Genomic DNA, 14,906 nt, shown 5'->3' on the forward strand with positions numbered 1-14,906 from the left:
TACCAATAAGATAAGCTAAATCACACGAAATCAGCAATAAGATCATACCGGATCCACATCAAAATATAGTCTTAGTGTCTTGAATTCATTGTGCTGCTTTACTTCCAAACCTAGCTTATAAACCAACTCTTTTACCTTATTGATACTAATTTTTTTCTTTTCAATTTTGATATATATCTCCTCAATATACAAGTTCCGAATTCTGGAAATCACCGGTTGCTGAGGTCCAAGCACCCGCTGTCTACCTAATTCCCCAATTAAGCGACTTGCATATTTCTTTGAAGCGTCTTGGAGTATGTTTTTCTCTTTGTGTTTGAGGATTACCTTGATTAATCTATAAAACGGAGGATACTTGAAGTTCTGCCTTTCGAGAATCTCTGCTTGAAAAAAAGATTTATAATCGCCTGTTCTTATCTTATACAGTAATGGTTCATCTGGTTCACCTGTCTGTAGAATTACCTTCCCTTTGTCGTCCTTTCTTCCTGCTCTTCCACTGACTTGGGTGATGAGTTGGAAGGCTCGCTCGTGCGACCTGAAGTCTGGAAAATGCACAATTCGATCATAATCAAAAACACCAACCAAAGAAACCTTATCAAAATCCAACCCTTTGCTCAACATCTGAGTTCCAACCAGTATATCTGTTTCCCCTCGTTCGAATCTATCAATAATATGTTGATAGCTATACTTACTTCTCGTAGTATCCTGATCCATTCGTTGGATATGTGCCTCAGGAAATAATAATTTCAAATCTTCTTCCAACTTTTCAGTACCGAATCCTACGGTCTTAATAGCTGTTGACCCACAAGCATCACAGATTGCTGGCACAGATTCTTTATGACCACAATAGTGACAGATGAGTACATTGTTGTGCATGTGATAGGTTAAACTCACATCGCAGCTCTGACATTTAGGTACATGATTGCAATCATTGCAGATTAAATATGGAGAGTAACCTCGTCGGTTTTGAAATATAATGACCTGCTCTTTTTTCTCCAACGCAGACTTGATTCCCTCCAATAGCTCCGGAGTAAAATCGCCCTTCATTCGTTTACTTTTTCGAGAAGTAAGAATATTAGCTAGTTCAAATTCTGGCAATTTTCCTTCACCAAACCGTTGACCTAACTCGACCAATTGGTATTTACCATCCAAGGCATTTTGATAACTATCTATAGATGGTGTGGCCGTTCCCATCAAAACATTTGCCTGATGCAAATGAGCCAACCAAATCGCAGCATCTCGTGCATGATAACGCGGAGCAGGCTCATACTGTTTGAAGGAAGATTCATGCTCTTCATCCACTATGATCAAACTGAGATTATCAAATGGGAGGAAAACTGAAGACCTTACACCAGCTACCAAATTGATCTTACCATTGTTTACTCCATTCCAAATCTCTACTCTTTCATTGTCGGAATATTTCGAATGATAAACACCCAAAGCACTACCAAATACTTTATGCAGTCTGGAAACAATCTGTGTTGTCAAAGCGATTTCAGGAAGCAGATAGAGCACCTGTCCACCATTTTCTAAAGCTTCTTGAATAAGATTGATATAAATTTCAGTCTTTCCACTACCTGTCACTCCGTGCAAAAGAACAGGTTTATTTTTTTCGAAGGCCTGAAGCGTTGCTAACCTTGCCTCCTCTTGCCCAGTTGAAAGCACATGATTTTCCTGAAGTATTCCTTCGATTTCGTCGAGCCTGGAAATAACTTTTTCTGTTTCAACGAAAATCTCATTTTTGACTAAAGTCTTTAATGAAGAAGCAGAAAGGTCTCCAGTCAACAAGCTCGATTTTAATATTTCTTTGTCTTCTGACTCTCCTTCATCCATTCGAGTCAAGCTCAAATACTTGAGAAGAATCGCTTGTTGTTTTTGTTTCTTTTCCAGCTGCTCAAACAAGAGTTGCATGGCCGTCTCATCTTCCAAAAACTGATCGCTCAAACGGATAGTTTTGACTGTCTTAGGCTTGAACTTATCTTTGACTTGCTCGAACAAAAGAATACTCTCTTTTTGCAATAAGGACTTGAGCACTGGGTGGATCATTTTCACCCCCAACACATCTGACACCTGATCAAAACTCAATCGATCACTGTTTTTGAGGGCGCTCAATATAGTCAGTTCCTTTTCTGAATATTCAACTTCAGATCGAAAAACATCTGACTCAGGATTTAGCTGAATTAAAGATTCACTCGTAAGTTTCAACCCACTCGGCATGGCTGCATTGAGCACCTCACCTACGGTACACATGTAGTATTGTGCCAACCATGCAAAAAAATCAAGTTGATAAGAATTGACAACTGGTGCATGGTCCAAACTGTCCAAGACGTATTTAGCCTCATATACCTTGGGAACCGTCTGATGCACTTCTTTGACTACACCAGTCAGTATCTTCTTTTTACCAAATTGAACAACCACCCGGCTACCTCGCTCAATGTGCTCTTCAAGGTTTTTGGGAATACGATAGGTATAAGTCCCTGGTAATGGAATAGGCAGAATCACATCTGCGAAATAGGTGATCCGCTCCTCGAAATTTTCGTCTATATCACTATTTAGTTCTAGCTGAGACAATTACCGTTTGTGAATCTCCTTCAAAGAATCATAATTCGCCTGTATTATCAAATCTGCCTCAATCTCGTCTATAGCTGATGAAACAAACAAAGTTTCAAACTGAGAGGGTGCCAGATAAATGCCTTTTTCCAGCATAGCATTGAAATATTTCCCAAACATATTAAGGTCTGATTTTTTAGCGCCTTCAAAATCAATTACCTTCTCATCTGTAAAAAACAAGCTAAACATAGACCCCACAGAATTGACCGTATATTTTAACCCAAGTTTCAACACGTTCAACTTGATCCCTTGTACAATGTACTCGGTCATGGTTTCCAACCGAGTATATACCTCAGTATTTTCATTCAAGTACTTCAACATCGCCAGTCCAGCAGCCATGGCCACCGGATTTCCAGACAATGTACCCGCTTGATACACCGGCCCGCTTGGTGAAACCATATTCATAATATCCGCTCTACCACCATAGGCGCCTACAGGCATGCCTCCGCCTATTATTTTACCCAGCGTAGTCAAATCTGGTTTGACACCATAATGTTGTTGAGCACCAGCTTTTGATATTCTAAAACCGGTCATCACCTCATCAAATATGAGTACAATATCATTTTCGTCACAAAGTGACCTTAGTCCTTCTAAATAACCCGTAACAGGAGGAACACATCCCATATTACCACCAATAGGCTCTAGGATTATCGCTGCAATCTGATTGGGATTCTCCATCACTACTTCTTGCACCTTTTCCAAATCGTTGAAAGGTACAGTGATCGTATCTTGGGCTGTGCCCTTCGTCACTCCTGGACTATCAGGTTCGCCCATCGTAGCGGCCCCGCTTCCAGCTGCAATTAAAAAGGAATCACCATGTCCATGATAGCATCCTTCAAATTTTATAATCTTATCTCTTTTGGTAAACCCTCTGGCCAAACGTATGGCGGACATGGTAGCTTCCGTGCCGGAGTTCACCATTCTTACCTTTTCAATACTTGGCATCATGTTAGCGATCAGATCGGCCATTTCGATCTCTGAAGTGGTAGGTGTTCCGAAAGAAAGTGACTTCTTCACGGCTTCAATCACCGCACGTTCGATCTGCTGTTTACCATGACCAAGAATCATAGGCCCCCATGAGTTAATCAAATCGATGTATTTGTTTCCATCCACATCATGCATGTAAGCTCCTTTGGCTGACTTCATGAAAATAGGCTCTCCTCCCACTGCCTTAAATGCCCGGACAGGAGAATTTACCCCACCTGGAATATGGCTTTGCGCTTGCTTAAAACTTCTGAGGCTATTGGTTTTGTCCATTACTCTTTGGATTAACTACTTTTTGTTTCGAATCTGATAAAATTGTGATTGGCACGTATTGGTTGCTATTTCTGAAATTGAATTCTGTTCCTTGAAGCAATTGTCCCTTTACAAATCCCACTTCTGGGTTTCCTTTCTGAAAATAGTGCCCAAATTCTTTCAGCATATTGCCCACATAGTACATCATTTCATAGCCGATGATTGCATTGAAAGATGGTTCGGTTTTATAATTTCTCAAGTAGGACTTACGGAAATTCCTGAAGACTTGATTATTCAAATCAACATACTCGGGATCAACAAAATAGATACCCAACCTTTCCATCTCCTCTAGGGTTAGGGTTGGAAATTCCTTCCAATTGCCTCTGCCGATCAGTTTCGTACTATCGGCACGAATCGATAGCGCACTAATGAAATTAGAAGCGAAAAGTGCCTCTGAAGAAGCTACATAAATATGACCAATACTATCTGGTGCTAATGTGAAAAACTCTTCGTAGTACTCAATACTGTCTTTGGTAATGCTCGATTTTCTTTCTTTAATGTATCTGTCATCTCCCGGTAAAATCATCGCCATTACTGAATCTACTTGATCTTCTGAATAGCCCACTTCATATTTTTCAGTAAGTAGCTCATAAGCCCGACGTACCGTTGTATCCACTACTGCAGCGTTGATCAACACCTCAAATCCTGCTTCCTGAATACGTTGACTATAAGTATATGCACTTAGAGAGTCTCTTTCATTATTTTCATAAAAGATCATTGCATACTTATTCTTCACGCTATCGATGGCTAGTTGCGCAGCGGCTAATGCCTGAGTCTCTGTATCTGCTTTAAAAAGGAATGCAAAAGGGTTGTTTTGTATCGCATCAGAATTAGAGATCAGTGGATTGATCATATTTATCTGATTTTCGAAACTGAAGTTATTAGCTACTGTCGAAGGCCCAGGGAACAAAGGACCAACAATCAAATCCATAGACTTCATCTCTGGTTGATTGAATATAGCTTCTGTAATGTCCGCATTTCGTTTGGTATCATACGGAAAAACATTCAAATATTTTCCATCCAAGTTGAGCGAGTCTACAGCCATCAACATGCCGGCGTACAATTCCATCACAAATTTGTTTCTTTCAGTCCGAGCGGTGTAACTCAAATCTTCGAACATAAATGGGAGCAGAATGGCGATATTGTAAGATTCTTTTAATTCACTTTCTCCAATTTCAGGCAGACCATACGTGGTCTTATCTAAGTCGAATTGATTGACCAACCTATTGAGTAATTGAAAGTCACGATCAGACATCTGCTGATCATTGATTTTGTCTGCTGTGATTTTTGCAATGATTTCATCACCTGGAAATTGCTCATTCAATACTTCTAATATCGCCAAGCTATCCACTTGATTAAGCTTTTGCTTCATCAAAGCTTTGGATTCATCTAAGCCAGCTTTTTTCGCAAAATATACACCCTGTTGGTAGTTTTCTTCAGCAAAATATATCTCTGCTAAGAAATGGCGTACTTCTTTGATTTGTTTCCAGTTACCATTTCGCTCATCCATTTGCAACCACATGGCCTTAGCATTGGTGGTATCTCCATTGCGATAAGCGGACAACCCATAATAGTAGGCGGCGTAGTCCTTAAAAGCATGCGTCTGATTATTTCCAGCCAATCGCCGAAAATAATCCATAGCAAACGTGTAATTCTCCTCAGAGAAATATTGCTTCGCTTTTAAGAAATCTGATTGCTCGTCTTGTGCTTGAACCTGCGTGGCAAGCAACACAAACATTGGACAAAATAGGGCAAATTTTAATAGTCGTAACAAGCCGGTTTTATTTGATAATAGAAATCAATAAATGAGGGCTTAAAACTATAAAATTTGCCTATCTGAATCTATGAATGTGGTAATTATTTTACCACATCGAGTTTCATCATATTGGTTCTTTCTTGCCAGTGCAATGGCATCGAAGCAGTGTTTATATACACATCTCCACTCTCAACCAAACCTTTACCTTTCAATATCTCTAATACTTCATCGAAAGTTTCGTCGATTGGCTTCTGTTTATCATAGAAAAAGCCCTTTACTCCCCAGATCAAATTGACCGTTTTAAGTAAATGCTTGTCGCTGGTGAATATGTAGATATCCGCTTCTGGTCTGTTTTTCGCCAAACTAAAAGCGGTATAACCAGACTTTGTCATGCCAATAATCGCCTTGGCTCCTACAGACTTACTTAATTGACATGCTGATTTTACAAGCATATCATTTTTAGCTGTTTCGCTCTGATTGTCTTCCCAGAATTTATTGAAGACTACGCTAGCGCGATCTTCAATAGACAATATACATCTAGACATCGCTTCTACGGACTCAACAGGAAAACTTCCTGACGCAGATTCAGCTGAAAGCATAACCGTATCAGCACCATCCAAAATTGAATTGGCTACATCATTGGCTTCCGCTCTCGTAGGACGTGGATTATCAATCATACTCTCTAACATCTGAGTAGCGATGATTACAGGCTTTCCGAGTTTGTTACATTTGGCCACAATTCGTTTTTGAATCATCGGCACATCCTCCATTAATACTTCCACTCCAAGGTCACCACGTGCCACCATGATAGCGTCTGTTGCGTCGATGATTTCATCGATATCTGCCACAGCCTCAGGCTTTTCAATTTTAGCAACAATCTTAGTCTGCTTGCCTTTGCTGTTGATTATTTCTCTAAGCTCATGAATGTCTTTGGCATTTCTTACGAAAGAAAGTGCTACCCACTGCACATCGTGCTCGAGGCCAAATTCTAAATCTTCTCTATCCTTTTCTGTCAATGAAGGAGCGGAAATAGCTGTGTTTGGAAGATTGATGCCTTTTCTGGATTTAAGCATACCACCATGAACGACCTCAGTCGTTACGTCCTTTCCATCTGAAGAAGTCACTTTTAATTGCAACTTTCCGTCATCTACCAGAATCAAGTCGCCAGGTACGACATCTGTAGCCAAAGGCTTGTAAGTAGTACTCACTTTGTCGCTGGTACCCATCACATCCTCTGTGCTGATAATTAGCTGCTGACCAGGTATGATCTCCGCTTCACCATTCTCCATTTGACCGATTCTAATTTTCGGGCCTTGGAGATCCTGAAGCGTACAGATATTGGTTCCTAACTCTTCATTAATTTCATTGATCATGTTGATCCTTTGTAAATGATCATCATGCGTACCATGGGAAAAATTGAGTCGAAAGACGTCTGCTCCAGCCTCAATCAATTGTATGATAACTTCCTTTTTCTCACTTGCCGGACCCAGTGTGGCAATGATTTTCGCCCGTTTCGATTGCATCAATATGTGTGTTTGTTTAGAATAAAAAACTCTCTTTTTCCTTGATTTTATTCACATCCAATTTCACGATAGAGTCGATCTTTTCGGATCGTCTTAACGCTGAGAAGAGCATTTCCAAATCGGAGGTTTCTTCAAACTCTTCTATCTTCAGTAAAAAATCAAAAGTTCCCAGAGACGGAACAAATAGTTTTTGGGTCATTGCAGTCTCAGTCACCACCTTGTTAGCCAGAAGGGTAAAACGTCGAAAATCATTTTCAAAAACAAAGTTTGAAACAATCAATTTTTCAGCATTTTTCAAATCCACTTCAAGATCTGACTCTTTACTCAATCCAATGCCTAGTGCTTTGTTAATAGCCCACGAAACTGTATAGTCTTTGGATTGAGAAATGATACCTATCAGATGAAAATCATAGCTATAATCTGCTTTTAGTTTTAGCTTCTTCACTGACCGGCTCATTGAAGGTCAAAATTGACAACATTTTCAATGAATTCAAACTTTCGTTGCAACTATTAGTACTAATCCAGTATTTTATTAAGAATAGGCAGCCTAATTGGCTTATTCAGTACAAATCGTTTGATTAAGTTTATTCGTACATTTCCAGGATTTTGTGTAATCAGTGAATGATCCAAGGGTGTATGATTCGTCATAAAGGTCTGTACAGTTGCTAATCCAATTTGAAAAGTCTTGCTATTGTAGCCCAATCCCACTTTTGTGGAGTAATTGATATTGAAGGTCAATCCATCCACATCATTCTGAGTAGCATCATCAGACTCCAAAACAGTAAAAGACCCTCCCAAGGCCATAGTAGCTACAATCGAAAAATAGAAATGCCGTGCCATGACGAATGTATGCCCATACCCTCCACTAATTGCTAAGTTCACTATTGTACTTTTTTTTATTTGATAGTTATCAAAATAATCAGACTCTTTAGTGTTTGAAGGAATAAATGAACTATCTCCTTTAGAAAACATCATATTGTATTCCATGCCTATCAAAAATGAGCCGGCACTTTTTTTCTGCCATTCATCCTGGGCAAATGCTGCTCTAAACGAGAACTTTCCACTGTTGAGTATGCGAACCAGATTAAAACTAAAATTTGTATTTCTCATCTCTGGTCGAATCGGAAAAGAGCTGTCGGACAAATCCTGCGTGGTTGTTTCATGGGGGTTAGTCAAGTGATACCCCCTATAGGTACTCAACCATGCATCAAAGACGTATTTATCCAAATAATAATGTATCTGCGCATCTAAATATTTGGTTTTCCCTTTATCCTTTTCATCCCAACTATTCACAAACGGAAAATTCAGCCCTAGATTGAAAGTTGCTCTTCGATAGCTGACTCCTACCCCGATAATAAGATTTTCATTCGAAGCATACCTCAAACGCTCCTCGTATCTGGAATCTCTAAGCACATATCTCGAAAACTTCACTGAATTATAGAAGCGCGTAGTAAGATCTAATTTAGATGTATATGACGCTATATAATTGGTGTCCTGTTTATGCTCAAATTCCTTGGTTGAATTATTCTGCGCAAAAAGTATGTGCCCTAAAATCAGAAAGCCTGACAGCATCAAATATTTCATAATCGAAAATATTCAAAAAAATCAAGCTTGAACAATCAAAGAATCAAATCATTCAAAACTTCAAGAACTTTCTGCTTATAATGCCTCCCTATTGGAATAGTAACATCTCCTACCTCCGCTTCGGATGAGGTGTAACCTTGTATCGCCTCAATGCGCACAATAAATGATTTGTGAATTCGAACAAATTGATTGACTGGCAAATTGCCCTCTAAGTAATTCATTTTAAGGTAGGTCAGAACAGTATCTTTTCTGGTAATAATTTTAACATAATCCTTAATACTTTCTACAAATAGAATATCAGCCAACAGCACCTTCTTCATTCGCTTATCTTCACGAACAAAAATGTAATCTCTTGTTATTGTTTGGCTACCCACTTCATTCATCAATTTTGGATCGCTTACATAAGAGACGCTCACCTTCCCAACTGCTTTCATAAACCTTTCAAATGAAATCGGCTTGAGCAAATAATCAACGGCATCCATTTCAAACCCTTCTAGTGCAAAATCTCGATAGGCCGTTGTAAAAATCACAGCCGGTGGATTGTTGAGAGATTTTATAAAATCAATACCTGTAATTTGAGGCATTTTTATATCAAGAAACATCAGATCAATACGTTCTGAATTTATCAGATTGAAAGCTTGAATAGCATTTTCTGCTTTGCCAACCAGATTCAAATGATCAAGTCTTTGAACATATTTCTCCAATACATTAGCGGCCAGTGGCTCGTCATCTACTATGATACAACTAAGCTTTTTCATCGAGATCAATAATTAGTTCTACCTTATAGATTTCACTTGTTTGAATTATGTTTAGTTGGTATTGCTCAGGGTATTCTCTTTCTAGCCTTTTTCGTACATTCGACAAACCGATCCCAGATTTACCACCTGCATTTGCCGTTTTTTCAGCTATGTTGTTGCTCAAATTCAAATGTATTTTTTGATTTTCCACTTTTAAATGGAAATGAACAAAACACGCCTCAATACTATCCCCAGCGCCATGTTTAAAGCAATTGTCTACAAATGGAAGAAGAATTAATGGAGCAACCGTTACTTCGTGCAAATTGCCTTCTACTTGAAACTGAAGATCTAAGCGCTCACTATACCGTAGTTTTTCCAGGTTGATATAGTTTTCAATTAGTTCAATTTCCTTCTTCAAAGAAATCCTATCCACATTACATTCATAGAGCATGTAGCTCAACAGATCCGACAATTCTAATAAAGCTTGCGAGGTCTTAGGGGACTGATCTAATGATAAAGAATAGATGTTATTGATGGTGTTGAATAAAAAATGAGGATGGACCTGTGCTTTTAGATATTTAAGCTCGGTCTGAAGTTTTTCTTGCTGTAGCTGAGTTCTCATTTGGTAATCTTTGATCCAATGTGACATCAGATAAATAGCCGTACCTAAACCTACCACTGGATAGACAAACACCAAATTCCTAAACGCCGTACTTAAATCCCAAAAATCAGCTTTATCAAAATAGAGCATACTAATTGGGTAGGTAATATAAATATCCGTCACTCTGCGGGCAAAGGCAGCAAAGACTACCAGAATCACCAACCAAGCGGTAAATTCTAAATAGCGCTTTTTGAGTAAAAATCTCGGAATCAAGTAAAAGATCAAGGCATACACCAGAAACATTTTGAGTGGCAAGCTGATCAGCTCTACAAGAAGTACGACCCCAAAATCTTCTCTAAAAAACTCTACGATGAAAATTTTGATTAGCAAATAGCCTAACCAAAACAAAACATGCCAAACCCACTCTTTCTTAAATTCTTGCATATATAGAGGTACAAAGATGAAGAATTCACGACAATAGCACAGACCACGAAGTACGCACTCCTACAGACAGCAGTCTAGCAACGTCTATCTAACGAATGTCGAAGACGAAAAACAATAATTGATTAAAAGGAAACTAGTTCTGTAGAAGCATTCAAAATCGGTCCGAATATATCTCTCCCAACCATTTCCATCAACTCAGTCTTTCCGACTGGGTTATGCAATGGGATTGTTTTTACCATATTAAAATGATAAGTAGAAATCATTACTCCTGTTTCCAATTCCACCCATTTGTCCCAGCTAAATCTCATGCCTCCAATAGGTATAATTGACACCCAAAGTTTCCAGCTTGTCGGCCTTCCGTTTTGGTCAAGAATCCACAAATAAGAATCTCCTGGCGTTGACCCTCCGGATGTGTAAGTAACTAACAACGCTTTCTGCCCATGCCAGTCAACCACTCTACGCTCTGTTCCAGGGTCAAAAACTTTGCTAATTGGATTTAGCCAGAAAGAATCATTACACCAATATCTCCAGGCCCAATGACAAATTTCAATCTTTTCTTCTTCGGTTAATTCATTATTTACTCCGACAATAACTCCCAATCGATTGTTTAAATCCAACAACACTTGATGCCCTTCATAAATAACTTCCGTCAGATGCCTCTTGCGATCCCAGATATAGGTTCGATCATCATAGCCCCAACTCACAGCACCTGTATTTTGCCAGGCCTTGTCATTGATAGAAGTAAGCATTTTTTGAGCCAGCGTATCGGCTTCATCACCCAATTTACCTTCAGGTAAGCTCTCATCCATATATTCAAACAATAAGAAACAGGTTAAGAAAATAGCAAGAAGGGTGATCCAAAGTATTTTAAGCTTTTGAAGCATTGGGTCAGTTGGTCTTTGGTTTGTCTATAGTAGTCATCTGAATCCCAAGAAGTGACAGGATGCAGTAAAAAGCAAAATAGTTGAATCCTTCGAGTAGATTAGCCTCAATAGAACTATTAGATTGGGTAGACAAATAGGCCATGAATACACCTACCACAAATACGTCAGCCATCGACCATTTTCCTATAATGAATACAAATCGGTATAATTTGGACTTAAAAGCGAAATTTTTAACCAAAAGAACAGCTAAAATGATCACCCCTTTGGTGAAAGGAATAATTACACTAAACAGGAAGATCAGAATAGCTACAAACTTGTTATTTGTGTTGTAAAGCGTATCTACCGTTTCTAAAATACTCTGCGTCTGTTCATAAAATGTAGTTTTTCCAATAATCGGTAATTCAGCTGAGATAACAACCTGAAGAATAGGCTTAGTAAGCCCGGGATACAGTAGGCACAAAGACACTATAGTGAGTATTAATGCTGCAATATTTCTCTTAAGCATCGGGAGTTTATTTTGTAATTTTTGACATGAAGGTTAGGCTGCAAATAGTTCAGGATATACAAGTATAAGCATATTATGACAATTGCCTACCCGAATTAAAATAGAACCATATTTATCAGATATAAGTGTCAATTTATTACTAATATTAATTTTTATTCTTAAATTTTATATAGGACTCAATCAGCTACCCTAATTTAAAACTTGATATTCAACATGGATAAGTACGACGTATGCGTAATAGGCGGTGGACCAGCAGGGTATGCTGCAGCGATGAGAGCGGTAGATTTCAAAAAGAAAGTATTACTCATAGAGAAGAATAAGATTGGTGGTGCAGGGATTCACAATGGTGCACTTTCTAGTAAAACCTGGTGGGAATTGTCCCGAGAAGCTTTTGCACTTAGGTCACACTGTAAAGCCACTAATGTTCCTACACCGAAGCACAACTTTCAAATATTAAAAGAAGAGGTCAATAAAGCAGTAAGCAAAAGACGCGAGCTGTTGGAGCACCACATGCACAATATCAATCTCAATGCTGGAGCAGACTTGTTCCATTTCCGCCAAGGCATAGCCAAAGTGGTCGGGGAAAACGTGGTCGTAGTTCGCACGGAAGATGGTGAGTTTGAAATTGAAGCTGACAATATCATTTTAGCTACTGGAAGTCGACCAAGAAAATTGGACAACATTCCAATTGATGAAAATATTATACTGACTAGTGATGGTATTGAAAACCTGAAAGAATTTCCTAAAAGCATGGTGATTGTTGGAGCAGGAGTTATCGGGTGTGAGTTTGCTACGATTTTCTCCAACTTCGGACAAACCAAAGTGCACATGATCGATAAGGGCGATCGTATTCTTCCTTTCGAGGATGAGGACATTGTAAAAATCATCGAGCAAAACCTCGAAAGCAAGGAAGTACTGATTCATAGAAATTCCAAACTGATGGATATGAGAGTGGAAAATGGCATGGTCGTTTACACTTTAGAATATGAAAATGGATCAAAAGAAATTTTCCATGTAGAGAAAGCCTTAGTATCTGTCGGTCGTATCCCTAACTATGAAAATCTACTCTCCGCTTCTGTGAAAATCAATATGGATAGCAGAGGTATTATTGATGACCTGACTCAAACATCTGTACCAAACATTTATGCTGTTGGTGATATCACCGCTGATATTGCGTTGGTGAATGTGGGTGAACTTGAAGGTCGATATTCTATTGAAAAGATATTTGGCAAGCCTGAAAAAGATCTGATTTATGAAAATATTTCAACGATCATGTTCTTAGCACCAGAAGTTGCCGGTGTAGGACTAAACGAGATCAGGGCACGCGAACAAAACATTCCTCATAAAGTAGTGAGTTTGGACTACAGCTGTATTTCCAGAGCTATTGCGATGCGAAATACCGAAGGTTTTATCAAGGTTATTGTGTCCAATGATGAAGAAATGAGAGTCCTTGGTATGCGGGTAGTTGGAGAGCATGCATCCAGTTCGATTGAAGCTGTTGCCCTATTGATTTCTATGAACAAAGGAATCGAAGAGCTGGCCGAACTCATACACCCTCACCCTTCGATCATCGAAGGTATTCAGGAATGTGTACGTATGCTTCTCAACAAGTCTATGCTGAAGCCAGGCGTGCTTAGAGATGCTATGAGATGTACCAGTTTTGAAAATGGTGAATTAAAAAATGTAGCGTTCGCTTAATTTGAGTTGATCCCCGCTTTGTAAACTTCCAAAGCTCTTTTTCTTGCGAATGAATGATCTACAATGGGTGGCAAGAATTCTGTCACCCATTTTTTTGTGTATTCCATTTTAGGGTCAAATTTTCTGAGTTGTTCTGAAGGATTGAAGACTCTAAAATATGGAGCAGCATCACATCCAGTTCCGGCTGACCACTGCCAATTGCCGTTATTTGATGAAAGTTCATAATCTAATAGCTTCTCAGCAAAATATGCTTCTCCCCATCTCCAATCAATCAGCAAATGTTTGCATAGAAAACTAGCTACCACCATTCGCACTCTATTGTGCATATAGCCTGTTTCATTCAGTTGACGCATGCCAGCATCAACCATTGGATAACCTGTCTCTCCGTTCTTCCATTTCTCAAAATCATTTTCATCATTTCTCCATTCAATACCGTCATACTTGGATTTGAAGTTTTGGCCTACGACATCCGGAAAGTGATATAAGATCTGCATAAAAAACTCCCGCCAAACCAACTCACTTAAAAACACCTTATCCTCAGACTTGAGTTGATGTATAACTTGCCTGATACTAACTGTACCAAATCTCAAATGCACACTCAAATAACTGGTAGCATCCTTCGCGGGAATATCTCTGCTGCTTTCATAGTCATCTAGCTGAGACAAATCGTATGGTCTTACCTTGATCGTACTTCGCGTGAAACCGAGTGATTCCAAACTAGGAAATTCAATATCCAAAGGATGAAATCCGCTTTTATCAATTTTTGGTAAGATTTTACATGGATGGGATTGGTACTTTTCCAGCCACTTATTTTTGTATGGTGTATAAATGGTATAAGGTTTTCCATCAGAAGGTTTGAGCACTTCATTTGGATGAAAAACCACCTGATCTATAAAAGAGTGAAATTCTACTCCATGCGAAATCGCTAGTTGCTTGATCGACTCATCTCTTTGGATTGCGTATGGTTCGTAGTCTTCATTGACATAAATGCTTTTAATTGAATACTCCTTCATCAACTCTTCCCACACCTCCCGTGGGGTGCCTATCCGAACACATAAAGAGCTCCCAGCTTTTTTCAATTGAATATGAATATCTGCCAACGAATCATAAATGAATGACACTCGTGCATCATTGTTTGGCAATTCAGACAAAATTTGTTGATCAAAGATAAATACTGGCAATACCTTTTTTCCTGATTGCATGGCATGATAAAGGGCAGTATTATCCTCCAATCTCAAATCTCTTCTTAGCCATAGTGCGACTAGTTCCAT

At 38.9% G+C, this 14,906-nt stretch carries 12 protein-coding genes; 1 reads left to right on the plus strand and 11 read right to left on the minus strand.

What is annotated here, in order from left to right; genetic code table 11:
- Window positions 1–42: 42 nt before the first annotated feature.
- The 10 genes from priA to R8N23_RS15525 form a co-directional block, all read right to left on the minus strand.
- Window positions 43–2,568 carry a primosomal protein N' gene (gene priA / locus R8N23_RS15480; RefSeq protein ID WP_318172520.1) on the minus strand — a complete coding sequence of 842 codons (2,526 nt, stop codon included), beginning with the start codon at window positions 2,566–2,568 and terminating at the stop codon, window positions 43–45.
- Window positions 2,569–3,864, minus strand: a complete 1,296-nt coding sequence (gene hemL / locus R8N23_RS15485) for a glutamate-1-semialdehyde 2,1-aminomutase (protein WP_318172521.1) — start codon at window positions 3,862–3,864, stop codon at window positions 2,569–2,571.
- Entirely contained in the window at window positions 3,848–5,677 is a 1,830-nt protein-coding gene (locus R8N23_RS15490) for a hypothetical protein (RefSeq protein WP_318172522.1), read from the minus strand. The genes hemL and R8N23_RS15490 overlap by 17 nt, the downstream gene beginning before the upstream one ends.
- An 83-nt stretch (window positions 5,678–5,760) precedes the next feature.
- Complete coding sequence (gene pyk, locus R8N23_RS15495) at window positions 5,761–7,182, minus strand: pyruvate kinase (RefSeq protein WP_318172523.1); 1,422 nt, start codon at window positions 7,180–7,182, stop codon at window positions 5,761–5,763.
- A 16-nt stretch (window positions 7,183–7,198) separates the two neighbouring features.
- Entirely contained in the window at window positions 7,199–7,627 is a 429-nt protein-coding gene (locus R8N23_RS15500) for an IPExxxVDY family protein (RefSeq protein ID WP_318172524.1), read from the minus strand.
- A gap of 71 nt (window positions 7,628–7,698) precedes the next feature.
- Window positions 7,699–8,766, minus strand: coding sequence for a DUF4421 family protein (locus tag R8N23_RS15505; protein WP_318172525.1), 1,068 nt, complete (start codon window positions 8,764–8,766; stop codon window positions 7,699–7,701).
- 35 nt (window positions 8,767–8,801) lie between these two features.
- Window positions 8,802–9,524 carry a response regulator transcription factor gene (locus tag R8N23_RS15510; protein WP_318172526.1) on the minus strand — a complete coding sequence of 241 codons (723 nt, stop codon included), beginning with the start codon at window positions 9,522–9,524 and terminating at the stop codon, window positions 8,802–8,804.
- Window positions 9,511–10,548 carry a sensor histidine kinase gene (locus R8N23_RS15515; protein WP_318172527.1) on the minus strand — a complete coding sequence of 346 codons (1,038 nt, stop codon included), beginning with the start codon at window positions 10,546–10,548 and terminating at the stop codon, window positions 9,511–9,513. The genes R8N23_RS15510 and R8N23_RS15515 overlap by 14 nt, the downstream gene beginning before the upstream one ends.
- Before the next feature lie 122 nt (window positions 10,549–10,670).
- Window positions 10,671–11,357, minus strand: coding sequence for a hypothetical protein (locus R8N23_RS15520; RefSeq protein WP_318172528.1), 687 nt, complete (start codon window positions 11,355–11,357; stop codon window positions 10,671–10,673).
- A 79-nt stretch (window positions 11,358–11,436) separates the two neighbouring features.
- Window positions 11,437–11,937, minus strand: coding sequence for a paraquat-inducible protein A (locus R8N23_RS15525; RefSeq protein WP_318172529.1), 501 nt, complete (start codon window positions 11,935–11,937; stop codon window positions 11,437–11,439).
- 213 nt (window positions 11,938–12,150) lie between these two features.
- On the opposite strand from R8N23_RS15525, the gene R8N23_RS15530 reads away from it, so the two are divergent.
- Window positions 12,151–13,635: an NAD(P)/FAD-dependent oxidoreductase gene (locus R8N23_RS15530; protein ID WP_318172530.1), complete on the plus strand. Its 1,485-nt coding sequence runs from the start codon at window positions 12,151–12,153 to the stop codon at window positions 13,633–13,635.
- Here R8N23_RS15530 and R8N23_RS15535 read toward each other — a convergent pair.
- Window positions 13,632–14,906 carry a deoxyribodipyrimidine photo-lyase gene (locus R8N23_RS15535; protein ID WP_318172531.1) on the minus strand — a complete coding sequence of 425 codons (1,275 nt, stop codon included), beginning with the start codon at window positions 14,904–14,906 and terminating at the stop codon, window positions 13,632–13,634. The genes R8N23_RS15530 and R8N23_RS15535 overlap by 4 nt on opposite strands.

The sequence above is a fragment of the Reichenbachiella sp. genome, from assembly GCF_033344935.1.
Classification (GTDB): Bacteria; Bacteroidota; Bacteroidia; order Cytophagales; family Cyclobacteriaceae; genus Reichenbachiella.

Excerpts from the sequence above, each read along its gene's own strand:
- R8N23_RS15510 (WP_318172526.1), bottom strand. The coding sequence starts at position 9,524 with ATGAAAAAGCTTAGTTGTATCATAGTAGATGACGAGCCACTGGCCGCT.
- R8N23_RS15535 (WP_318172531.1), bottom strand. The coding sequence starts at position 14,906 with ATGGAACTAGTCGCACTATGGCTAAGAAGAGATTTGAGATTGGAGGAT.
- pyk (WP_318172523.1), bottom strand. The coding sequence starts at position 7,182 with ATGCAATCGAAACGGGCGAAAATCATTGCCACACTGGGTCCGGCAAGT.
- hemL (WP_318172521.1), bottom strand. The coding sequence starts at position 3,864 with ATGGACAAAACCAATAGCCTCAGAAGTTTTAAGCAAGCGCAAAGCCAT.
- R8N23_RS15520 (WP_318172528.1), bottom strand. The coding sequence starts at position 11,357 with ATGGATGAGAGCTTACCTGAAGGTAAATTGGGTGATGAAGCCGATACG.
- R8N23_RS15515 (WP_318172527.1), bottom strand. The coding sequence starts at position 10,548 with ATGCAAGAATTTAAGAAAGAGTGGGTTTGGCATGTTTTGTTTTGGTTA.
- R8N23_RS15505 (WP_318172525.1), bottom strand. The coding sequence starts at position 8,766 with ATGAAATATTTGATGCTGTCAGGCTTTCTGATTTTAGGGCACATACTT.
- R8N23_RS15530 (WP_318172530.1), top strand. The coding sequence starts at position 12,151 with ATGGATAAGTACGACGTATGCGTAATAGGCGGTGGACCAGCAGGGTAT.
- R8N23_RS15525 (WP_318172529.1), bottom strand. The coding sequence starts at position 11,937 with ATGCTTAAGAGAAATATTGCAGCATTAATACTCACTATAGTGTCTTTG.